This window comes from Mesorhizobium abyssinicae (assembly GCF_049887195.1).
In the GTDB taxonomy this organism is placed as follows: domain Bacteria; phylum Pseudomonadota; class Alphaproteobacteria; order Rhizobiales; family Rhizobiaceae; genus Mesorhizobium; species Mesorhizobium abyssinicae.
Window position 1 is genome coordinate 522,852 of sequence record NZ_JARAKC010000002.1, and the last position, 21,833, is coordinate 544,684.

18 protein-coding genes are annotated in these 21,833 nt (G+C 64.8%); 10 read left to right on the top strand and 8 right to left on the bottom strand.

Features of this window, described 5'->3' with window-relative positions:
- Position 1: 1 nt before the first annotated feature.
- Positions 2-844, bottom strand: a complete 843-nt coding sequence (locus PU724_RS07065; RefSeq protein ID WP_127283568.1) for an AraC family transcriptional regulator — start codon at positions 842-844, stop codon at positions 2-4.
- A gap of 246 nt (positions 845-1,090) precedes the next feature.
- On the opposite strand from PU724_RS07065, the gene melA (PU724_RS07070) reads away from it, so the two are divergent.
- From melA (PU724_RS07070) to melA (PU724_RS07095), 6 genes are all read left to right on the top strand, one after another.
- Positions 1,091-2,557 carry an alpha-glucosidase/alpha-galactosidase gene (gene melA, locus PU724_RS07070; RefSeq protein ID WP_292103160.1) on the top strand — a complete coding sequence of 489 codons (1,467 nt, stop codon included), beginning with the start codon at positions 1,091-1,093 and terminating at the stop codon, positions 2,555-2,557.
- A gap of 101 nt (positions 2,558-2,658) precedes the next feature.
- Positions 2,659-4,743 (top strand): ABC transporter substrate-binding protein, encoded by a 2,085-nt coding sequence (locus PU724_RS07075; RefSeq protein ID WP_128274726.1) that lies wholly within the window; start codon positions 2,659-2,661, stop codon positions 4,741-4,743.
- 119 nt (positions 4,744-4,862) lie between these two features.
- On the top strand, positions 4,863-5,870 hold the full coding sequence (locus tag PU724_RS07080) for an ABC transporter permease (RefSeq protein ID WP_127283556.1): 1,008 nt from the start codon (positions 4,863-4,865) through the stop codon (positions 5,868-5,870).
- Positions 5,871-7,007 carry an ABC transporter permease gene (locus tag PU724_RS07085; RefSeq protein WP_127392698.1) on the top strand — a complete coding sequence of 379 codons (1,137 nt, stop codon included), beginning with the start codon at positions 5,871-5,873 and terminating at the stop codon, positions 7,005-7,007. It begins immediately after the preceding gene.
- 10 nt (positions 7,008-7,017) lie between these two features.
- Positions 7,018-8,685 (top strand): ABC transporter ATP-binding protein, encoded by a 1,668-nt coding sequence (locus tag PU724_RS07090; protein WP_354421014.1) that lies wholly within the window; start codon positions 7,018-7,020, stop codon positions 8,683-8,685.
- A 20-nt stretch (positions 8,686-8,705) separates the two neighbouring features.
- Positions 8,706-10,076, top strand: a complete 1,371-nt coding sequence (melA, locus tag PU724_RS07095; RefSeq protein WP_354421016.1) for an alpha-glucosidase/alpha-galactosidase — start codon at positions 8,706-8,708, stop codon at positions 10,074-10,076.
- A 24-nt stretch (positions 10,077-10,100) separates the two neighbouring features.
- Here the strand turns inward: melA (PU724_RS07095) and purD are convergent, their stop codons facing one another.
- Both purD and PU724_RS07105 read right to left on the bottom strand, forming a co-directional pair.
- A complete protein-coding gene (gene purD, locus PU724_RS07100; protein WP_354421018.1) occupies positions 10,101-11,381 on the bottom strand; it encodes a phosphoribosylamine--glycine ligase in 1,281 nt (426 codons plus the stop codon).
- A gap of 152 nt (positions 11,382-11,533) precedes the next feature.
- Entirely contained in the window at positions 11,534-12,328 is a 795-nt protein-coding gene (locus tag PU724_RS07105; RefSeq protein WP_354421020.1) for a phytanoyl-CoA dioxygenase family protein, read from the bottom strand.
- 90 nt (positions 12,329-12,418) lie between these two features.
- Between PU724_RS07105 and PU724_RS07110 the strand changes: the two genes are divergently transcribed.
- Complete coding sequence (locus PU724_RS07110) at positions 12,419-13,330, top strand: LysR family transcriptional regulator (RefSeq protein ID WP_354421022.1); 912 nt, start codon at positions 12,419-12,421, stop codon at positions 13,328-13,330.
- Positions 13,331-13,381: 51 nt separating this feature from the next.
- Positions 13,382-14,365 (top strand): 4-hydroxybenzoate octaprenyltransferase, encoded by a 984-nt coding sequence (gene ubiA / locus PU724_RS07115; RefSeq protein WP_320320781.1) that lies wholly within the window; start codon positions 13,382-13,384, stop codon positions 14,363-14,365.
- 240 nt (positions 14,366-14,605) lie between these two features.
- Here ubiA and PU724_RS07120 read toward each other — a convergent pair whose 3' ends face one another.
- The 3 genes from PU724_RS07120 to PU724_RS07130 all read right to left on the bottom strand — a co-directional run bounded on the left by PU724_RS07120 (position 14,606) and on the right by PU724_RS07130 (position 17,789).
- Complete coding sequence (locus tag PU724_RS07120) at positions 14,606-15,172, bottom strand: DUF6101 family protein (RefSeq protein ID WP_127287094.1); 567 nt, start codon at positions 15,170-15,172, stop codon at positions 14,606-14,608.
- 185 nt (positions 15,173-15,357) lie between these two features.
- Positions 15,358-16,803, bottom strand: a complete 1,446-nt coding sequence (locus PU724_RS07125) for an FAD-binding oxidoreductase (RefSeq protein ID WP_354421025.1) — start codon at positions 16,801-16,803, stop codon at positions 15,358-15,360.
- A 20-nt stretch (positions 16,804-16,823) separates the two neighbouring features.
- Complete coding sequence (locus tag PU724_RS07130) at positions 16,824-17,789, bottom strand: L-threonylcarbamoyladenylate synthase (protein ID WP_354421026.1); 966 nt, start codon at positions 17,787-17,789, stop codon at positions 16,824-16,826.
- 164 nt (positions 17,790-17,953) lie between these two features.
- Between PU724_RS07130 and PU724_RS07135 the strand changes: the two genes are divergently transcribed.
- Positions 17,954-18,442: a hypothetical protein gene (locus tag PU724_RS07135; RefSeq protein WP_354421028.1), complete on the top strand. Its 489-nt coding sequence runs from the start codon at positions 17,954-17,956 to the stop codon at positions 18,440-18,442.
- Positions 18,443-18,577: 135 nt separating this feature from the next.
- Positions 18,578-18,967: a hypothetical protein gene (locus tag PU724_RS07140; RefSeq protein ID WP_128275505.1), complete on the top strand. Its 390-nt coding sequence runs from the start codon at positions 18,578-18,580 to the stop codon at positions 18,965-18,967.
- 66 nt (positions 18,968-19,033) lie between these two features.
- Here the strand turns inward: PU724_RS07140 and PU724_RS07145 are convergent, their stop codons facing one another.
- Entirely contained in the window at positions 19,034-19,318 is a 285-nt protein-coding gene (locus tag PU724_RS07145) for an ATPase (protein WP_354421030.1), read from the bottom strand.
- A gap of 223 nt (positions 19,319-19,541) precedes the next feature.
- Positions 19,542-21,695: a glycine--tRNA ligase subunit beta gene (gene glyS, locus PU724_RS07150; protein WP_354421032.1), complete on the bottom strand. Its 2,154-nt coding sequence runs from the start codon at positions 21,693-21,695 to the stop codon at positions 19,542-19,544.
- Positions 21,696-21,833 lie beyond the last annotated feature (138 nt).

Genomic DNA, 21,833 nt, shown 5'->3' on the forward strand with positions numbered 1-21,833 from the left:
GTCAGCGATGATTTCCGAGGCTGGCATACATGCCAGTGGTGCGAAATTGCGTCGGGGTCGTGCCGTAGGAACGGCGAAAAACCTTGGAGAAGTAATTCGCGTCCTCGAAGCCGCACAGGACGGCGACCTCCTTGACCGGCAGGAAATCCGCTTTGGTCAGCAGTTTTGCCGCGCGCTGCAACCGCTGCTGCAAGACGAATTCGGCGGGCGGGATGCCCTCGCTCTCGGCGAAGCAGCGCGAGAAGTGCGCGCGGCTGAGGCCACTGATGTGGACGAGGTCCGCCACCGGCAGCGGCTTGTCGAGATTGGCGTTGATGTGGTCGATCACCGGCTGCATGGCGCTTTGTTTTTCCGCGAAGGCGTGCGACCCGAAAACATCGTCGTAAAGGGCCATGGCAGCTTCGTAGGCGACGGCGGAAGCGGCACCCGGCGAACCGGCTCCCGTGATGAGGCGCAGGCTGCAGTCGGCAAGATGGTCGATCGTCGTTGGCTGCAGCCGAAACACAGGGCCCGAGACGCTTAGGATCGATTTGTGGATGCGCAGCGCCTCCTCGCCGTTCATCGAGATCCAGAAATATTCCCAGCGATCACCCTTGGCCAGCCAGTAGCGATGGTTGTGCGGCACCAGCACCAGCAGCGTGTCGTTCGCCTGCAGGCGGTAGTTGCGGCTCTCGTAGCGTAATTGCCCGGTGCCGCCGATCGTGTGCTGGAGGACGGTGAACGGGGTCTGGCCGCGCTTTCGCCCGTCCCAGTCATAGGTTTCGTCCTCGCGCACCTCATAGCCGGTGCTGGTCGGCATGGCATGGAGGCGCTGGCGGCCGCGCGGCAGCGAGACCGTCCGCATCGATGGGCCGTTGGCGATCAGGTCCTGCAGCACAAAATTACCCTCGAAAGCATAATCCTTCTCTGTTCGTGCCTACGAATAAGCGCATAATCCAGCTCCAGAGAACGGGAATGACCCGCGGTCGAGGAGCGGGCGGGAGGAGAAAAGGCCGGATTTCCGGCCTGAGTGGCATGCACGCCCTGGCGTGCGGCCATATCCTCCCTTGCTGCTCCTTGCCTAGCATTCGATTGGACCAAGGTGAAGGTGATGAGCTTCAAAATCGCTATTATTGGCGCCGGCAGCGTCGGATTCACCAAGAAGCTGTTCACCGACATTCTGTGTGTCCCCGAATTCAGCGACATCGAATTCGCGCTGACCGACGTCAGCGAGCACAATCTCGGCATGATCAAGGCTATCCTCGACAGGATCGTGGAAGCGAACAGGTTGCCGACCAAGGTGACGGCAACGACCGACCGGCGCAAGGCGATCGAGGGCGCGCGCTACATTATCAGCTGCGTGCGCGTCGGCGGCCTGGAGGCCTATGCCGACGACATCCGCATTCCGCTTAAATATGGCATCGACCAGTGCGTCGGCGACACGATCTGCGCCGGCGGCATCCTTTACGGCCAGCGCAACATCCCGGTGATCCTCGATTTCTGTAAGGACATAAGCGAGGTGGCCGACACGAACGCCAAATTCCTCAACTATGCCAATCCGATGGCGATGAACACCTGGGCCGCGATCGAGTATGGCAAGGTCGACACGGTCGGGCTCTGCCACGGCGTGCAGCACGGCGCCGAGCAGATTGCCGAGGTGCTGGGAGCGAAATCGTCCGGGGAACTCGACTATGTCTGTTCTGGCATCAACCACCAGACCTGGTTCATCGAATTGCGCCTCAACGGCCGCCCGATCGGCAAGGACGAACTGGTCGCCGCCTTCGAGGCGCACCCCGTCTATTCGAAGCAGGAAAAGCTGCGCATCGACGTGCTGAAGCGCTTCGGCGTCTATTCGACCGAAAGCAACGGGCATCTTTCCGAGTATCTGCCCTGGTACCGCAAGCGCCCCGACGAGATCACGCGCTGGATCGACATGTCCGACTGGATCCACGGCGAGACTGGCGGCTACCTGCGCTACTCGACCGAGACCCGCAACTGGTTCGAAACGGAATATCCGCAATTCCTTGAAGCGGCGTCGAAGCCGATCGACCCGGCCAAGCGCTCCAACGAGCATGCCAGCCACATCCTCGAGGCGCTGGAGACGAACCGCGTCTATCGCGGCCACTTCAACGTCAAGAACAACGGCGTGATCACCAACCTGCCGCAGGACGCCATCATCGAGTCGCCCGGCTTCGTCGATCGGTTCGGCATCAACATGGCCGCCGGCATCACGTTGCCGGAGGCCTGCGCCGCCACCTGCATCTCCTCGATCAACGTCCAGCGCATGTCGGTGCATGCCGCGATATCAGGCGACATCGACCTCTTGAAGCTCGCCGTACTGCATGACCCGCTGGTCGGCGCGGTTTCGACGCCGGAGGAGGTCTGGCAGATGGTGGACGAGATGGTCGTCGCCCAGGCCGCCTGGCTGCCGCAATATGCCCATGCGGTTCCGGCAGCAAAGGAGCGGCTTTCGAAATCCAAGGTCAAGACCCGCGAATGGGCCGGTGCCGCGCGCCGCAGTGTGCGCTCGATCGAGGAATTGCGCGCCGAGAAGGCGGCACTGAAACAGGCCGGCTGAGACAGTCAGGCACCAACGCGGATCCGCCGCAAGGCGGTCCGCCAATTCAGCCGCACTGCATAGAAGGCGGGCAGCAGACGTCCAACACCTGGGAGGAGACTATGAGGAACTTACACAGACTTGGCATAGCGGCGGGACTGGCGCTGAGCGTTTCAATCCCCGCGCTCAATGCTTTCGCTTCCGAACCGACGATCCCACCGGAGCCGGCAACGTTCCCGGCCGAGGGCAAGATCAAGTATGTGGCGCGCGACTCCATCCTGGAGTTCAAGGCGCTGCCGGAATATCACGAGCCTGACTGGGTCACCGAGAAATTCGTCAAGACCGGCAAGCTGCCGCCGCTGAAAGACAGGCTGCCGAAGGAGCCACTGGTCTTCAAGACGGGCAACATGCCTGATGGCATCGGCGTCTACGGCGACACCATGCGCCATGTCATCGGCGGCAGGCCGGAAGGCTGGAACTACGGCGCCGGCCAGACGCAAGGCTGGGGCGGCATCGATATCGGCCTTTCAGAATGCCTGACGCGTACCGCGCCGCTGTTCCAGGTCGAGGCCAAGGACACCGAGCCGCTGCCCAACCTCGCCAAGGGCTGGGAGTGGTCGAAGGACGGCCACAAGCTGACCATGCACCTGGTCGAAGGCGCCAAATGGTCGGACGGCGCGCCCTTCAACGCCGACGACATCATGTTCTACTGGGACGACGAAGTCGTCGATCCGAACGTCTCGCCGCTCAATGGCGCGACGCCGGAAACCTTCGGCGTCGGCACGACGCTGAAGAAAATCGACGATTACACCGTCGAATGGACCTTCAAGGAAGCCTTCCCGAGACAATATCTCTACGCCATGGCCTACGGCACGTTCTGCCCCGGCCCGTCGCACATTCTGAAGCCGCAGCATCCGAAATATTCGAAGAACACCTACGACCAGTTCAAGAACGCCTTCCCGCCGGAATACATGAACATGCCGGTGATGGGCGCCTGGGTGCCGGTCGAGTACCGGCCAGACGACATCATCGTCATGCGCCGCAACCCCTACTATTGGAAGGTCGACGAGAAGGGCAACCAGCTGCCTTACCTCAACGAACTGCAATACAAGCTCTCGACCTGGGCCGACCGCGACGTCCAGGCGGTGGCGGGCTCGGGCGACTTCTCGAACCTGGAACAGCCGGAAAACTTCGTCGCCTCGCTGAAACGCGCGGCGGAAAAGGACGCGCCCGCCAGGCTTGCCTTCGGACCCCGGCTCATCGGCTACAATCTGCGCATGAACTTTTCCGCCAATGGCTGGGGCAATCCCGACGAGCGCGGCCAGGCCATCCGCGAGCTGAACCGCAACGAGGACTTCCGCAAGGCCGTCACCATGGCGTTCGACCGCAAGGCGCTCGGCGACTCCCTGGTCAAGGGGCCGTTCACCGCCATCTACGCCGGCGGTTTCTCATCCGGCACCAGCTTCTACGACCGCAAGTCGACCGTCTATTATCCCTTCGACCTCGAGGGCGCCAAGGCCGAGCTCGCCAAGGCTGGCCTCAAGGACACCGACGGCGATGGCATCGTGAACTTCCCAGCCGGCACCGCCGGCGGCAAGGACGTCGAGATCGTGATGCTGGTCAACAATGACTACACCACGGACAAGAGCCTTGCCGAAGGCGTCGTCGCCCAGATGGAAAAGCTGGGGCTCAGGGTCGTGCTCAACGGCCTCAACGGTACCCAGCGCGACGCCTCGCAATATTCCGGCCGCTTCGACTGGCTGATCAGGCGCAACGACCAGGAACTGACCTCCGTCGTGCAGAACACCGAGCAGCTTGCGCCGGTTGGCCCCAAGACCAGTTGGAACCACCGTGCACCGGAAAGCGGCGAAGTCGATCTGATGCCGTTCGAGAAGGATCTCGTCGACATCGTCAACAAGTTCGTCTCGACGCAGGACAACGACCAGCGCGCCGGCCTGATGAGAGACTTCCAGAAGATCTCGACGGAGCACGTCTACAATGTCGGCCTGACGGAATATCCCGGCGCGCTGATCATCAACAAGCGCTTCTCCAACATTCCGCAAGGCACGCCGATCTTCATGTTCAACTGGGCCGAGGATTCGATCGTCCGCGAACGGGTGTTTGTCGCGGCCGACAAACAAGCCAAGTACGAATTGTTCCCCGACGAGCTTCCCGGCAAACCCGGAGACAAGGGGCCGATGAACTAAGGTTTACCCTCCCTGACGAAGAGAACTCCGGCCGCGCCGCTGGCGCGGCCGGACCAAGCAAACCCTCCGGACAGGCCCTGAGCGGGCGCAACCGGCGAGACAAGGAAACGGGCCGTTCGATGTTGCGATTCCTGCTCACGCGCATAGCGTCGGCGATCCCGGTCCTCGCCATCTTGAGCCTGGTCACCTTTGCCATCATCCAGGCGCCGCCGGGTGACTATGCCGACTACATCCGTTCGCAGCTGATCAACCAGGGCGGCGCGTCTTTCGCCCAGGCCGACGCGCAGGCCAAGGCCTATCGGATCGAGCACGGCCTGGATAAGCCGCTGCCCGTCCAGTATCTCAACTGGATCGGCGGCATCGTCACGCGCGGCGATTTCGGCTACAGCCTCTACTACAACAAGCCGGTTGCCGATGTGGTGGGCGAGCGCCTGCCGCGCACGCTGCTTCTGGCACTGGTCTGCCACCTGCTCGCTTCCGTCCTCGGCATCACGTTCGGCATATGGGCGGCGACCCGGCAGTATTCCTGGATCGACTCCACACTTTCGGCCATCTCCTTCCTCGGCATGACGGTGCCGCGCTTCCTGATGGCGCTGATCATCGTCTACCTGCTGGTCTTCCAGTTCAACGTGTCGGAGATCGGCAGCTTCTTCTCGCCGCAATATGGCGGCGCGCCATGGTCGTGGGCAAAATTCGTCGACCTCGTCAAGCATGTCTGGCCGGTGGTGGCGATCGCGACCTTCGGCGGGCTCGCCTACAACATGCGCGTCATGCGCGGCAATCTGCTCGACACGCTGAACGCCCAATATGTCGAGACGGCCAAGGCCAAGGGGCTGACCGGCGGCGCCGTGGTCCTGCGTCATGCCGTGCCCAACGCACTGCACCCGCTGGTCATGTACCAGGGCGTGGTGCTGCCCTACATGCTGACCGGCGAGATCGAGACGGCGATCATCTTCGCGCTGCCGACCGTCGGACCGGCGATCGTCGGCTCGATGGCGGTAGGCGATGTCTATGTTACCGCCACCTTCATGATGGTGCTGTCGGCGACGCTGATCGTCGGCAACATCATCGCCGACATGCTGCTCGTCCTGCTCGACCCGCGCATCCGCCAGTTCGGAGAGAACTAGATGCTGGCGCGCGACACATCACTGCCACCGCCGCCCGCCGAGGGAACCATCGAGAAGCCCGCGCGCGGCAATGAGAGCTACATCGCGCTGGTCTGGCGGCGGCTCAAGCGTTCGTGGACCGGGATGGCCGGGCTCTGGCTCGTCGTGCTGCTGCTCCTGATGGCCGTGTTCGCGGAATTCCTGGCGCCGATGGACCCGAAGGCAACCGATATCGCCTTCGCGCCGCCCCAACTGCCAAGCTTCCACGACAAGGACGGCAACTTCGTCGCGCGGCCGAGGGTGTATGCGCTGGCCGATTCGGCCGATCTCGATCCGATCACCTTCCAGCCTATCGTCGGCCCCGACTACGAACACCCAAGGCTGCTTGGGTTCCTCGTCGAGGGCTCGCCCTATAGGCTCTTCGGGCTCCTTCCGGCAGACCGGCATTTCTTCGGCTCGATGGATGGCCAGCCGGTGCATTTCCTCGGCACCGACAAGTTCGGTCGCGACGTGCTCTCGCGGGCCATCCACGGCTCGCGCGTCTCGCTGATGATCGCGCTGACGGTCGTCTTCATCATCACCATGATCGGCACCACGGTCGGCATGGTCTCCGGCTATTTCGGCGGCAGGTTCGACGTGTGGGTGCAACGTTTCGTCGAACTGGTGCTCGCTTTCCCGCAACTGCCGCTCTACCTGGCGCTGACGACGCTGATCCCGGTCACCGCGCCGACCAACGTTTTCCTCGCCTTTGTCATCATCGTCATGTCGGCGCTCGGCTGGGCGCAGATGTCGCGCGAGGTGCGCGGCAAGACCCTGGCGCTGGCGCGGGTCGACTATGTGCGCGCTGCCATGGCAGTCGGCGCCACAGACCGGCGCATCATCATGCAGCACATCCTCCCCAACGTGATGAGCCATGTGATCGTCGCCGTGACGCTGGCGATCCCGACAGTGGTGCTCTTGGAATCCTTCCTCGGCTTCCTGGGCTTCGCGGTGAAGCCGCCGCTGATCTCATGGGGCCTGATGCTGCAGGACACGGCCACCTATTCGGTCATCGGCACCTATCCATGGATCCTGTCGCCGGTCGGTTTCGTGCTGATCACCGTCTTTGCCTTCAACGCGCTGGGCGACGGCCTGCGCGATGCCGTAGACCCCTATTGAGGTGGCCGGGATGACCCTCGCACTCGCCGAGCCCTTTGCGCCAGCCTCCCGCCACGACCATGACGGACGCGCGGACCAGCCAATCATCGACGCCCGCAACATCGAGGTGGCCTTCAAGGTCGAACACGGCGTCGTCGAAGCAGTCAAGGAAGTCTCGTTCCAGCTCTATCGCGGCGAAACGATCGCCATCGTCGGCGAGTCCGGCTCCGGCAAGTCGGTGACGGCGCGCACCGTCATGGGGCTGCTGTCGCGGCGGGCCACGGTATCGCCGAGGTCGAGCGTTTCTTACGATGGGCAGAACATCCTGAAACTCCCCGAGCACGCCCGGCGCAAGCTGCGCGGCAACCGCATCTCGATGATCTTCCAAGAGCCGATGAGCTCGCTCAACCCGATCTACACGGTCGGCAGCCAGATCGTCGAGGCAATCAGGGTGCATCGCAAGGTGGGCCGCAGGGAGGCCTGGGCGCGAGCGCTCGAACTCTTGCGGCATGTCCAGATACCTGAGCCGGAGGCGCGGCTCAAGCAGTACCCGCACCAGCTCTCCGGCGGGCAGCGCCAGCGTGTGATGATCGCCATGGCTTTGGCCAACGATCCCGACGTGCTGATCGCAGACGAGCCGACGACGGCACTCGACGTCACGGTCCAGGCGCAAATCCTCAGCCTGATCCGCAATCTGCAGAAAGAACTTCGGATGGCGGTGATCCTGATCACCCACGACCTCACGGTGGTGCGCAAGTTCTCCGACTACGTCTATGTGATGCAGCATGGCGAGATGCGCGAGCACAATGTCACCGAACGGCTGTTCGCCGATCCGCAGCACCCCTATACGCAGCGCCTGCTCGCCTCCGAGCCGCGCGGGCGGCCGCAACCGCTGCCGGAGGGCTGCGGCACCATTCTCGAAGCGAACGGCGTACGCGTCTGCTTCATGCTGCGCCATGGCAGCTTCCTGAAACCGGACTGGCGCGAACTGGTCGCCGTCGACGACCTCGACCTCAAGCTTTGCCGCCACGAGACGCTGGGGCTGGTTGGCGAATCCGGCTCCGGCAAGACCACCTTCGGGCAGGCCCTGCTCAGATTGCTCGATCCGAAACGCGGCGAGATCCGTTTCGACGGCCAGCCGATCCATGGCCTGTCGCGCAACGAAATGCGGCCGCTGCGCTCACGCATGCAGATCGTCTTCCAGGATCCTTTTTCCTCGCTCAATCCTCGCATGACGATCGGGCAGATCATCGAGGAAGGGCTGGTCGTCAACAGCATCGGGGCGACACGGCCCGAGCGGGTCGAACGGGTTCGCGAGGCGCTGGTCAGCGCCGGCATGCCGGGCGACATCCTTTCGCGGTTCCCGCATGAATTCTCCGGCGGCCAGCGGCAGCGCATCGCGATCGCCCGGGCGATCGCGCTGGAGCCCGAATTCATCCTGCTCGACGAACCGACATCGGCGCTCGACCTCTCCGTCCAGGCGCAGATCATCGACCTGTTGCGGAAGCTGCAGGACGAGCGCGGCCTGAGCTACCTCTTCATCTCGCACGACCTCAAGGTGGTGCGCGCGCTGTGCCACCGCGTCATCGTCATGCAGCACGGCAAGGTCGTCGAGCAGGGACCTGTCGACGAGGTCCTCACCAATCCCAAGACCGCCTACACCGAACGGCTCGTCCGGGCCGCTTTCGAGGTGGCCTAGACAAAGTGCCGGAGGTTTCAGTGGCAAGACATCCCAAGATCACGTTCATAGGTGCCGGTTCGACAGTGTTCATGAAGAACATCGTCGGCGACGTGCTGCAGCGCCCGGCGCTGTCCGGCGCGACGATCGCGCTGATGGACATCAACCCGCAGCGGCTGGAAGAAAGCGCCGTCGTCGTCAACAAGCTGATCGCGACGCTCGGCGTCAAGGCGAAGGCCGAGACCTATTCCGACCAGCGCAAGGCGCTTGCCGGGGCCGATTTCGTCGTCGTCGCCTTCCAGATCGGCGGCTACGAACCCTGCACCGTCACCGACTTCGAGGTGCCAAGGAAATACGGCCTGCGCCAGACCATCGCCGACACGCTGGGCGTTGGCGGCCTCATGCGGGGCCTGAGGACCGTGCCGCATCTGTGGAAGATCTGCGAGGACATGCTCGCGGTCTGCCCCGAGGCGATCATGCTGCAATACGTCAACCCGATGGCGATCAACACCTGGGCGATATCGGAAAAATATCCCGCCATAAGGCAGGTCGGCCTCTGCCACTCGGTGCAGGGCACGGCGATGGAGCTGGCGCACGACCTCGACCTTCCCTACGAGGAGATCCGCTATCGCTCGGCCGGCATCAACCACATGGCCTTCTATCTGAAGTTCGAGCATCGCCAGCCGGACGGTTCCTACCGCGACCTCTATCCCGATCTCGTGCGCGCCTATCGCGAAGGCCGCGCGCCGAAGCCCGGCTGGAACCCGCGCTGCCCCAACAAGGTGCGCTACGAGATGCTGACGCGGCTAGGCTACTTCGTCACCGAAAGCTCGGAGCATTTCGCCGAATACACGCCCTATTTCATCAAGGATGGCCGCCCCGACCTGATCGAGAAGTTCGGCATCCCGCTCGACGAGTATCCGAAGCGCTGCATCGAACAGATCGAGCGTTGGAAGGGGCAGGCCGAAGCCTACCGCTCGGCCGACCGGATCGAGGTCGAGCAGTCGAAGGAGTACGCCTCCTCGATCATGAACTCGGTCTGGACCGGCGAGCCCTCGGTGATCTACGGCAATATCCGCAACAATGGCTGCATCACCTCGCTGCCCTTCGATTGCGCCGCCGAAGTGCCATGCCTGGTCGACGCCTCCGGCATCCAGCCGACCTATATCGGCGACCTGCCGCCGCAGCTGACGGCACTGATCCGCACCAACATCAACGTGCAGGAGCTGACGGTGCGGGCGCTGATGACGGAAAACCGCGAGCACATCTACCACGCGGCGATGATGGATCCGCACACCGCGGCCGAACTCGACCTCGACCAGATCTGGTCGCTTGTCGACGACCTGCTTGCCGCTCACGGTGACTGGCTGCCGGCCTGGGCGCGGGCGGATCGCAAGACACAGGCCGCCTGATCGTCGCTGGCGGCAGGGATAGGATCAGGCGCCGGCCTTTTCGCGCGCCACGGCCTGCCAGCCGATATCGCGGCGGCAAAAGCCCTCCGGCCAGTCGATGCGATCGAGAGCGGCATAGGCGCGTTGCTGCGCCTCGCCGACGGTGGCGCCGGTCGCCGTGACATTGAGCACGCGGCCGCCATTGGCGACCAGCGCGCCGCCGTTGATGGCGGTGCCGGCATGGAAGATCTCGGCGCCGTCGCTGGCGGCCTCCTCGAGACCGCGGATGACCGAACCCTTTTCCGGGGTGCCGGGATAGCCCCTCGCCGCCATCACCACCGTCAGCGCCGCCTCGTCGCGCCAGCGGATCGAGGTATGCGCGAGCTGGCCGTCGACGGCGGCGTTGAGCAGCACCAGGAGATCGTCCTTCAGCCGCATCATCAGCACCTGGCATTCGGGATCGCCGAAGCGAGTGTTGTATTCGATGAGCTTCGGCCCCTGGTCGGTGATCATCAATCCGGCGAAGAGGATGCCGGCGAACGGCGCGCCGAGTTCGGCCATGCCGCGCATGGTCGGCTCGATGATCTCGCGCATGGTGCGCTCGACCATTTCCGATGTCATCACCGGCGCCGGCGAATAGGCACCCATGCCGCCGGTGTTGGGGCCGACGTCGCCGTCGCCGACGCGCTTGTGGTCCTGCGCGGTGCCGAAGGGCAGTGCCGTCGTGCCATCGCACAGGCAGAAGAAGCTTGCCTCCTCGCCGGTCAGAAATTCCTCGACCACCACCTCGGCGCCTGCGGCGCCAAAGGCGCCGTCGAAACAGGCATCGAGCGCGGCGAGCGCCTCGTCCAAGGTCATGGCGATGGTGACGCCCTTGCCGGCGGCGAGCCCATCGGCCTTGATGACGATCGGCGCGCCGACCTTCTCGACATAGGCCTTCGCCGAGGCGAGGTCGGCGAAGCGGCCATAGGCGGCGGTCGGAATATCGTATTTGGCGCAGAGGTCCTTGGTGAAGCCTTTCGAGCCTTCGAGCCGCGCCGCCCGCTTCGACGGGCCGAAGACGCGGATGCCCTCGCCGCGCAGATCGTCGGCGATGCCGGCGACCAGCGGGCCTTCAGGTCCGACGACGACGAGGTCGATCGCGTTGTCCTTGCAGAAGGCGGCAACGGCGGCGTGGTCGGCGATGTCGAGCTTGACCAGTTCGGCGTCGCGGCCAACGCCCGGATTGCCGGGCGCGGCATAGAGCCTGGTCAGAAGCGGCGAGGCCGCGATCTTCCAGGCCAGGGCATGTTCGCGGCCGCCGGAGCCAATCACCAAAACGCGCATGCCGATATCCCCAGTCATCCACGACAGGACCTCCCGCTATTGCCCCAGGGCCGGCGGGTCAAGGCTTTTGGCCTGCTCGATGCCGGTTGCGCACGGGAACGTCGCGCGGAGGGCGCGACGTTTCATGCCGATGGGCGGCTCACCCCGCGCGGTCAGCTCTGGAAAACGACGGGGAACCAGTCCTCGCGCAATTTATGGCCGGGCTGCATGCCGTGGCCCGGATAGGGCGGTGAGGTGCGGCCCGGCCGCTCGACATAGTGAGCGTCGTCGCCGACCCAGCGCAGCGACAGCGCCCGGCGCCGGGCCGAGGTCAGGTTGCCGCGCGCGCCATGCGCGGTCCGGAAGTCGAACAGGATGGCGTCGCCCGGCTCCATCTCCCATTCGAGCACTTTCAGCGACGGGTCGTTGTCGGGATCGGGCACCGGCAGGTAGTCGCCTTCGTCCGCATAGAAATTGCTGTCGTTCAGCCAGCGCACCGGCAGCACCATCTTTTCCCACTTATGCGAGCCGGCGATCAGCCTGAGCGTTGCCTCCTTCACCGGATCGATCGGGATCCAGAAGCTCACCGTCTGGCTGCCATCGACGAAATAATAGGGAATGTCCTGATGCCAGGGCGTCGGCTTCTGCGTGCCGGGCTCCTTGACCAGAACGTGGTCGTGGAAGAACTGCGCGCTGCGCGACTGCATGACGGCGGCCGCCAGCTCGGCCGCCGGCGATTCCCTGACGATCCTGACGAATTCAGGGATGCGCTCCCAATTGCAGTAGTCGTCGAAGAAACTGCCCTTGCCATTGGCGATGTCGGAAGCGGCGGCGCTGCGGTTCTCGATGTTGCGCTCTATGCCATCCGCGATGACATCGACCCAAGCCTTGAAGGCGCCGCGGATGCAGACCGCGCCATCACGCTGGTAGTCGGCAATTGTCGCGGCGTCGATTTTCGGGCTGGCCATCGTGCTCTCCTGCTGTTCGATGATCGACTATCGCAAGAGCGTCACATCACGTAAAATAATAACTTGTCATCTCGCTTATAGTTTTGACCTATGAAGTTCACGCTCGCCCAATTGCGCTATGTCGTTGCCGTGGCCCGCTATGGCAGCGTGACCATGGCGGCCCAGGCGCTGAATGTGTCGCAGCCTTCGATTTCGGTGGCGATCGACCATGTGGAGGACGCGTTCGGCCAAAAACTGTTCGTGCGCCAGCGGGGAAGCGGCGTCGCGCTGACTTCGTTCGGTCGCAAGGCCGTCGCCAAGGCCAGGCAAGTGCTGGCCGAGGCGGACGAGCTGGCCGCGCTCGGATCGCGCGAAGCCGAAGTCGGCGGCGAGCTGGTGCTCGGCTGTTTCGAGGATCTGGCAGCCTATTTCGCGCCGGCGCTGATGCGCGCCTTCGCCGAGCGCTGCCCGGCCGTCACAGTCGTCATACGAGACGAAACCTTCGAGACGCTGGGGCGGCGGCTTGCCGATTCGGCCGTCGATCTTGGCCTCACCTACGATCTCGGCCTGCCGGCGCATTTCAAGCGCGTCCTGCTGCACGAACTTCGGCCGCATGCGCTTTTGCCTGCCGGTCACGTGCTGGCAGACAAGCGAACCGTCGGCCTGGTCGAGCTCGCGGCGCATCCGCTGATCATGACCGACCAGCCGCACAGTTGGCAGCACATGCTCGACCTCTTCCTCAGCCGTGGCCTGACGCCTGTCGCCCAATCGACGACGAGCTCGTTCGAGCTGCAGCGCAGCATGGTCGCCAATGGCTTCGGCGTCGCCGTCAGCTACACGAGGCCGCATGGCGATTTGAGCTATGACGGACTGCCGCTGGTCTGCAAGCCGCTCGCCGATCCGCTGCCGATGCAGCGCATCGTCCTCGCCCATGACACGCGCCAGCGCCTGTCGAAGGCGGCGCTGGCCTTCATCGAGGTGGCGAAAGCGTGGTTCGCCAGCCACGATGTTTTCACGGGCTGAGCGACAACGCGGCCGCTTGACGGCGCTCACCGCTGCTGCCACTCCAGCACGATGGAAACCATCCAGTCGAAAGCGGCCCAGGGCCGCGTCGCCGATGCCCCGAGCGGTCACTGGGTCTACCGCGCGCTGCCGCGCGGGCTCTGGCCCTATGCGCAGCTCGCGCGCTGGGATCGCCCGATCGGCTGGCAATTGCTGCTCTGGCCGTGCTGGTGGTCGGCCGCGCTCGCGGCAAGCGCCTATCCGCGCCCGACGGATCCGCTGCTGACCCTGCTGCCGTCAGCCTGGTACCTGTTGCTGTTCCTGGTCGGGGCGGTTGCCATGCGCGGCGCCGGCTGCACCTATAACGACCTGGCCGACGAGGACATCGACAACCAGGTCGAGCGCACGCGCTCGCGGCCGCTGCCGGCTGGCAAGGTGACGCGCCGGCAGGCCTGGGGATTCCTGGTCATCCAGGCGCTGGTGGGGCTAGTCGTGCTGCTGCAGTTCAACAGCTTCGCCATTCCGCTCGGCATCGCCTCGCTCGTCATCGTCGCCGTCTACCCGTTTATGAAGCGCATCACCGACTGGCCGCAATTCGTGCTCGGCCTTGCCTTCTCCTGGGGCGCGCTGATGGGATGGGCGGTCGAGTTCGGCGATCTCGATGGCCCGGCCATCATGCTCTATATCGGCTCGATCCTGTGGGTGATCGGCTATGACACGATCTACGCGCATCAGGACAAGGAAGACGACGCCATCGTCGGCGTGCGCTCGACGGCGCGCTTGTTCGGCGACAACACCAAGACCTGGCTGGTCGGCCTCTATGGCGGCGCGCTTGTCTGCTTCGCCATCGCCTTCGCCTCGGCGCAGGCGCCGATGCCGGCGCTGGCCGGGCTGATCGCCGCCGGCGCGCATATGGCGCGGCAGATCGCGAGGCTGGACATCAACAATCCGGATCAGTGCCTCAAGCTGTTCAAGTCGAACAACCAGGTCGGCTGGCTGATCTTCCTCGGCCTGATCGGCGGCTCGCTGTGGGTGGCGCTGAAGCCGCTGGTGTAGTTCTCCCTTCTCCCCGTTCAACGGGGAGAAGGTGGCGGCAGCCGGATGAGGGGCAGCGCCAGCCTTGCAAGCAAAGGGAAATGTACAGCGGTTATACGGCCTCTGATCGGCTTTTGATGTGGCCAAAACCTGAGGTCGGCGCCGCCCCTCATCGCCCTGCCGGGCACTTCTCCCCGTATAGTGACGGGGAGAAGAAGGCTGTCATCGGCGGTTTCGCCAATCGCCTGCGGGATGAGCAGACTACTCGTGCGAAATGATCTCCTCGCCGTCGACGACGAGTCTGAGGCCAAGATCGCCGGCCCGGCGGCGGGCAAGGAAGCGCGGACGGCGCATGGTCGAGACACGGCCCTTGCGGCGCTCCTGCGGCGGCAGCGCCTTGATGGCGGCGCCGAGCGATTCCTCCAGCGTGCGGGCAACGCCGTCGGCCTCGATCAGGAGCATCGGCAGGCGATAGGCGTCGGCCCAGGCGCGCCAGTCGGCGGCGACGTCGTCGAGGTCGTCTGCCACCAGCAGCGGCACCGACAGCATCGGATCATTGTGCAGGAGTTCGAGTGTCACCGTGACGTTGCCTTCGGGATCCTCCATGGCGCGGGCGGCGACGCCGCGAAACGCCTTGGCAGGCAGTGCGATGATCGCCGGCACGCCGCTCATCTCCAGCATGCGGCGAATGACTGCGCCACGCTGGTCGATGGTGAAGGTAACATCGCCATAGTCGTCGCGTGTCGCATAGCTCACCATCTGCGGCAGGCGGAATGGGTCGAGACGCATGTTGCGCCCTGCCCAGACTGGCTTCAGTCCAGTGTTCATCGAGTGCCTTCCTGTCTCTCCTGAGGGCCGTTTACCGGTTCTCTCCGGGCCAGTTTTTTCCGGCCTCGCTTATGGCGAAACATTAGCGCTGGCTCCTTACCGCCGCGCTTAAGAAAGTCGGTTAAATTTTGCTGATCTGAGCCGATGGTTATCGGAATGCAACCATCCACAACATGTTGGAAGGATCAGATAACCTTACCGGGATTCATGATGCCGGCGGGGTCGATGGCCGCCTTCACCCGGCGCATCAGATCGATCGCCGTCGGCGGCGCGGTGGCGATCAGTTCCTCCCGCTTCAGCTGGCCGATGCCGTGCTCGGCCGAGATCGAGCCATGGAAGGAGCGCACGACATCGTGCACGGCCTTGTTCATGGGATGGTAGAGGTCGAGGAAGGCGGCGTCCTGCCAGTCCACCGGGCGGGAAATGTTATAGTGGAGATTGCCGTCGCCCATATGGCCGAAGCAGACCACGCGCGCGCCCGGACACACGGTCTCCACCACGCCGGCCGCCTTGTCGATGAATTCGGGGATCGCGGCGATCGGCACCGAGATGTCGTGCTTGATCGAGGCGCCCTCGGGCTTCTGGCACTCGGGCAACGTCTCGCGGAAGTTCCAGAAGGCATCGCCCTGGGCAAGGCTTGCGGCGACCACCGCATCGCCGACGATGCCCTGCTCGAGCCCGGCCGACAGTATCTCCTCGATCAGCGCCTTGCCGTCCTCCTCGGAGCGGCCGGAAGAGACCTGCATCAGCACATACCAGGGCCAGTCGTCGGCCAGCGGTCGCGAGATGCCCTGTCCGTGCTTCAGCGTGAAGTCGTAGGGCCTTTTGGCAATCAGTTCGAAAGCGGTGAGCGAGGCGCCGGCCCGGTCCATCGCCAGTGTGAACAGCGAAAGCGCGTCTTTCGGGGACGACGGAAGGCCGGCAAAAGCGACCTCCCTGCCCTTCGGCTTCGGGAACAATTTCAGCACGGCGGCGGTGATGACGCCGAGCGTGCCTTCGGCCCCGACGAACAGGTTCTTCAGATCGTAGCCGGTGTTGTCCTTCTTCAGCTTGCGCAGATCGTCGAACACCTCGCCGGTCGGCAACACGACTTCGACGCCGAGGCAAAGCTCGCGCGCATTGCCATAGGCGAGCACGCCGGTGCCGCCGGCATTGGAGGAGAGGTTGCCGCCGATCTGGCAGGAGCCCTGCGCGGCAAGCGACAGCGGAAACAGCCGGCCGGCGGCGTCGGCCGCTTCCTGCAAGGTCTGCAGGATGACGCCGGCCTCGACGGTGACGGTGTTGGAGAGCACGTCGATCTCGCGGATGCGGTTCAGCCGCGACAGTGAAAGCACGATGTCGTGGCCGGACTTGTCCGGCACCTGGGCGCCGACCAGTCCGGTGTTGCCGCTCTGCGGCACGACGGGCGTTCCGGTCTCGGTCGCCAGCCGCATGATGCGGCTCACCTCCTCGACGCTGCCCGGCCTCAGCACCAGCGACGTCCTGCCGTGCCACAGGCCGCGCCTTTCGGTGATGTAGGGCGCGATCTCCGCCTCGCCGCGCAGCGCGTATTGCTCGCCGACGATGGCCGCGAAACGGTCGATGATCGCGGCGTCGAGTTCGAAGGGCTGGTCGTCGGTCTGATCGTTCATGGGGCCAGAACCTATGGCGCTCAGCCGGTCTTGTCACGCGGCGCTGCGGCGCGCGACAGCCGGTCGTTTATCGCCTCGCCCAGTCCGTCGAAGGGGATCGGCTCGACGGCGATGGTCGTAGCGCCGCTGCGGTCGAGGTCCTGCATGTATGCGAAGAGGTTCGCCGCCGCCTCGCGCACGTCGCCGGTCTCGGAGAGGTTGCGCAGCGCGGCGGCATCCTGCCAGCCTTCGGCGCGACTGCCGCCGAAGGCGAGCAGCGCCTCGCCGCTGGCGATCTGTCGGACATTGAGGCGCATCGCGGCGCCTGGCGCGTAATGCGAGGCGAGCATGCCGGGCGCCTCGATGCCGGCGGCCGCGCCGCGCAGCAGCGGCTTGCCGGCGACGGCCTCGATTTCGGCCGCGGCGATACCGCCGGGCCGCAGCAGCCGCACGCTCTCGCCCTCGACCTTGACGATGGTCGATTCCAGGCCGACCGGCGTCGCGCCGCCATCGACCACCAGCCTGATCCTGTCGCCGAGATCGGCCGCCACGGCCTCGGCGGTGGTGGCGCTGATCCTGCCGGACGAATTGGCGCTTGGCGCGGCGAGCGGATGACCGAGCCTGGCGATCAACTCGCCGCCGAAGCCCTTCGGCATGCGCAGCGCAATGGTGTCGAGCCCGGCCGTGACCAGCGGATGAATGCCGTTGCCGGCGCGCTGCGGCAGCACCAGTGTCAGCGGCCCCGGCCAGAAGGCCCCGGCCAGCTTCCTCGACAGCGGATCGAAATGCGCAATGCGCTCGGCCATAGCGAGATCAGCGACATGGGCGATGAGCGGATTGAAGCGCGGCCGACCCTTGGCCTCGAAGATGCGGGCAACGCCGATGCCATTGGTGGCGTCGCCGGCCAGCCCATAGACGGTCTCGGTCGGAATGGCGACGACATCGCCGCCTTCGAGCAGCGCCAGAGCCCGCTCCATCGCCTTGCCGGCGGCAAGTATCTCAGCCACTTGTCGTCACCTCTATAGGATGCGGGGCTGCGTAATACGGCGACGCCCGGGGGGCAAGTGCGGGCGTTGGCGAATTATCAATCCCTAAAATGCTATGTTTCCGCGCAAGCAGGCATCAATCCCGCGGGAATATGGTGCCGGTCTGTTGGGCCAGGGGAATTATCATGGTGTCGATGCGTATCCTTGCAGCGCTTGGCGTCGGCCTGTCGGCGATCACCGGCAGCGCGCAGGCCTCGTCCATTGTCGTGCTCGGCGCGTCGACCGCGACGCCGTCCATCATCAGGCTCGGCGCGGCGGACCCGATGAAGATCGGCTCGACGCCGTCGGTGGTGGCGCTCGGCGAGCCGGCGCCCGACGTCACCGACGAGAAAGTGGCGGCGATCCCCGAGAAGCCCACGCATCATGGCTCCATGCAGAGCCCGATGATCATCCGCGGCGGCGTCGTTGGCGGCGCCTTTGCTACGCCTGCTGCCGTGCCGGCCAAGGCCACCGCCAGTGCGCCGGCGACCGAGACGAAGCCCGCCGAAGACGGCAAGCCGGCTAGCGAGGCGACCGCGTCAAACGGCGAGCCGAAATCGCAGCCGGAGGCGCAGCAGCCGCAACCGGAAGCGGCTCAGCCGGCACCGATATCCCCTATCGGAAAAGCCATGTAAGCTTTCGGCGGAGGCGGATCCGTCATCCGACACACATGTGCGGATGGCAGTATTCGTCCCTGATTCCATCGCCGCTGCCCGAACCGCTCGGGCGGCTTCGCTGGACGAGGATTTGGGTTCAAAAGGGGGTTCATCATGAACGAGACGAGACGATTTGCCGTCGCCGCATTGCTGCTGGCGTCAGTGCTGGGCACGAGCACGGCGCGGGCCGACGACATGCTCGGCTCCTATGTCGCGCGCATTTCCGAGCGGGATCACCAAGCCAGCGACGGCTATCCGCTGGACAGCGCCGCGCAGATGGTGCGGCAGGACCGGGCCAACTGGCACAAGTTCCATCGGCGCGACCGCGACGACGAGGGCGACGCCTGGTTCCGCAGCAATGAGGACCGCGCCGATCTGGAGCGGATGCTGAAGCGTGGCGGCGCCATGAGCGGCGCGACGCGGCGCGCCATCGTCAATGGCGAGCCGCTGATCCAGGTCGATGTCTATTCGAACAGCGTCTACGTCAGCATCCTTGAGGACTGACGGCAAAAAGGGCGGCGCTGGCGCCGCCCTTTCCTTGGCCCGGTCGGGCCAGCCGGTCGCGGATGCTCAGGCGGCTTCTTCCTTGTCCTCGTCGGACTCGTCTTCGTCGTCCTCGCCTTCGGCCTTCACGCCGTCTTCTGCTTCGCCGTCCTCGTCCTCATCGTCACCCGAGAGGGTGGCTTCCTCGTCGGTATCTTCGGCGACTTCGTCGTCGCCATCCTCGTCGTCAGACAGGTCGGCGGCTTCGATCGCGGCGGCGGCGGCATGGTCGAGGATGGTGTCGGAGGCGGAGTCGCTCGCCTCGGCGGCCGTAGTTTCTTCAGTCACTTCGATGTCGTGATCGGAATGCATGGCAAGCCTCCATCGTTGGGGGAACGTCTTTTGTTTGATGCATGTCGTTGTCCCAGAACCGCTGCACACTTCTGGGCGACACGCATTGGTTCTCCCATGCGGAGGTCATCGTCATATGACTGTAAGCCGGCGCCAGCGTACTAATTTTGACGCCTGAAGGCAGGGGCGCGCTGCCCGCGCCCTGATAGGCGCAGGCAACTTCAGGGCCGCCTTTTCTCAGCCGTCAGCCGGCGATCTTGGAGAAATCCGCGACCTGGTCGGTGGCGGCGCGGATGCGGGCAAGCAGCGCCAGCCGATTGGCGCGCACGGCCTGGTCCTCATCATTGACGAGAACCCGTTCAAAAAATGAATCAACCGGTTCACGCAAAACGCTAAGCGCCAGCATGGCGGCGGAAAAATCTTCGTTTTGAATCGCTTGGCCGGCTTCCTTCTCGGCCTGATTCACTGCGGCAAACAGCGACTTCTCGGCATCCTCGCGAAACAGCGCCGGCTCAACAGTCTCGGCGACCAGGGTTTTCTTCTTCTCCTCGGCGGCCAGGATGTTGGCCGCGCGCTTGGTGCCGGCGAGCAAATTCCTGCCGTCGTCGCTGTCGAGGAAGGAGCCGAGCGCCTCGACGCGGCGCACGATCTGCAAGAGGTCGTCCGACTGCGGCGTGATGACGGCATCGATCAGATCATGCCTGGCGCCCTGATCGCGGAGATAGACTTTCAGGCGGTCGTGGAAGAAGGCGAGGAGGTCGGACTGCTGGCTCGCACCGCCTGCAAAGTTTGCAAAGGCCTTGGCGAAGATCGATGTCAACGCCAACCGAACGCGGTTTTCGATCAGGATCCTGACCACGCCGAGCGCAGCACGCCGCAGCGCGAACGGATCCTTGCTGCCGGTTGGTTTCTCATCGATGGCCCAGAAGCCGGTCAGCGTGTCGAGTTTGTCGGCGAGCGCCACCGCCACCGAGACCGGATCGGTCGGCACGCGGTCGGACGGGCCCTGCGGCTTGTAGTGTTCCTCGGCAGCTGCTGCGACGGACGGATGCTCGCCCTCCAGCAGCGCATATTTGCGGCCCATGGCGCCCTGCAATTCAGGGAACTCGCCGACCACTTCGGTCTGCAAATCGGCCTTGGCGAGCAGGGCTGCGCGGCGCGCCAGCGCCGGATCGGCGCCGACGACCGGCGCCAGTTCTTCGGCCAGCCGCTTGATCCGCTCGACACGAGCTCCTTGCGTACCGAGCTTGGCGTGGAAGGTCACGTTGAGATGGTCCAGACGCGCCATGCGCTGGTCGAGCGGCTTCTTCAGATCGAGCCCGAACTTTTCCGCCGACGCCTTGAGCTCGCCGAAATCTGGCAGATCGCCCTGGTCGGTCTTCCAGAAATAGAGCGCGTCGGAGAGGCGGGCGCGCACCACCTTGCCGTTGCCATGCGCGATCTCCTTGCCGCCATCCTTGGCCTCGATGTTGGCGACGAGGATGAAGCGGTTGGAGAGGTCCTCGCCCGCCCCTTGCGGCCGGGTCACGAAACACTTCTGGTTGGCGCGGATGGTCAGCCGGATGACCTCGGGCGGAATGGCGAGGAAATCCTGCTCGAATTCGCCCATCAGCACGACAGGCCATTCGACGAGGCCGGAAACTTCCTCCAGCAGCCCTTCGTCCTCGACCAGGTCGAGACCGTTGGCGAAGGCTAGGTTGCGGGCGTCGGCCAGGATGATCTCCTTGCGCCGCTCGGCATCGAGCACGACCTTGGCGGCCTCCAGCTTCGACACGTAGTCGTCGAACCGACGCACGGTGAATTCGCCCGGGGCGTGGAAGCGATGGCCATAGGTGACGTTGCCGGAGCGGATGCCGTCGATATCGAAATCGACCACCACGGGCTCCTCGGTCTCGGGGCCGAAGGTGCAGACGATCGATTGCAGCGGCCGCACCCAGCGCAGCGAGCCGGGCCTGGCCGAGGCCGGCCCCCAGCGCATCGATTTCGGCCAGGGGAAGCTGCGGATGATGCCCGGCACCAGTTCGGCGATGATGTCCTCCGCCGCCCTGCCCGGCTTGGAGATATGGGCGACATAGAAGTCGCCCTTCTTCGGGTCGGAATGGACATGCGCCTCGGCGATCGAGGCGAGGCCGGCCTTGCGCAGGAAGCCTTGCACCGCCTGTTCCGGCGCCGAGGTGGCGGGGCCCTTGATCTCCTCGCGAATGTCCTTGGAGCGCGCCGTCAGGCCGCGAATGTCGAGCGCCAGGCGCCGCGGCGTCCAGTACTCGCGCGCCGCCTCATAGGTCAGACCGGCCTCGACGAGGCCGTCGGTCAGCATCTTCCTGAGATCGCCCGCGGCCTTGCGCTGCATGCGCGCGGGGATTTCCTCGGAGCGAAGTTCGAGAAGCAGGTCGGGCATAGGGATCAACTCATGCGGGCGAACGGTCCGGGCGGGCATAGCAACTCGGCTCGCCGCTGTCACCCCTGCCCGCCGACCGCCAGGGCGGCCGATTTCAGGAAATTATCAGGTCTTTGTCGGGACCAGGCGGGCGCGCCC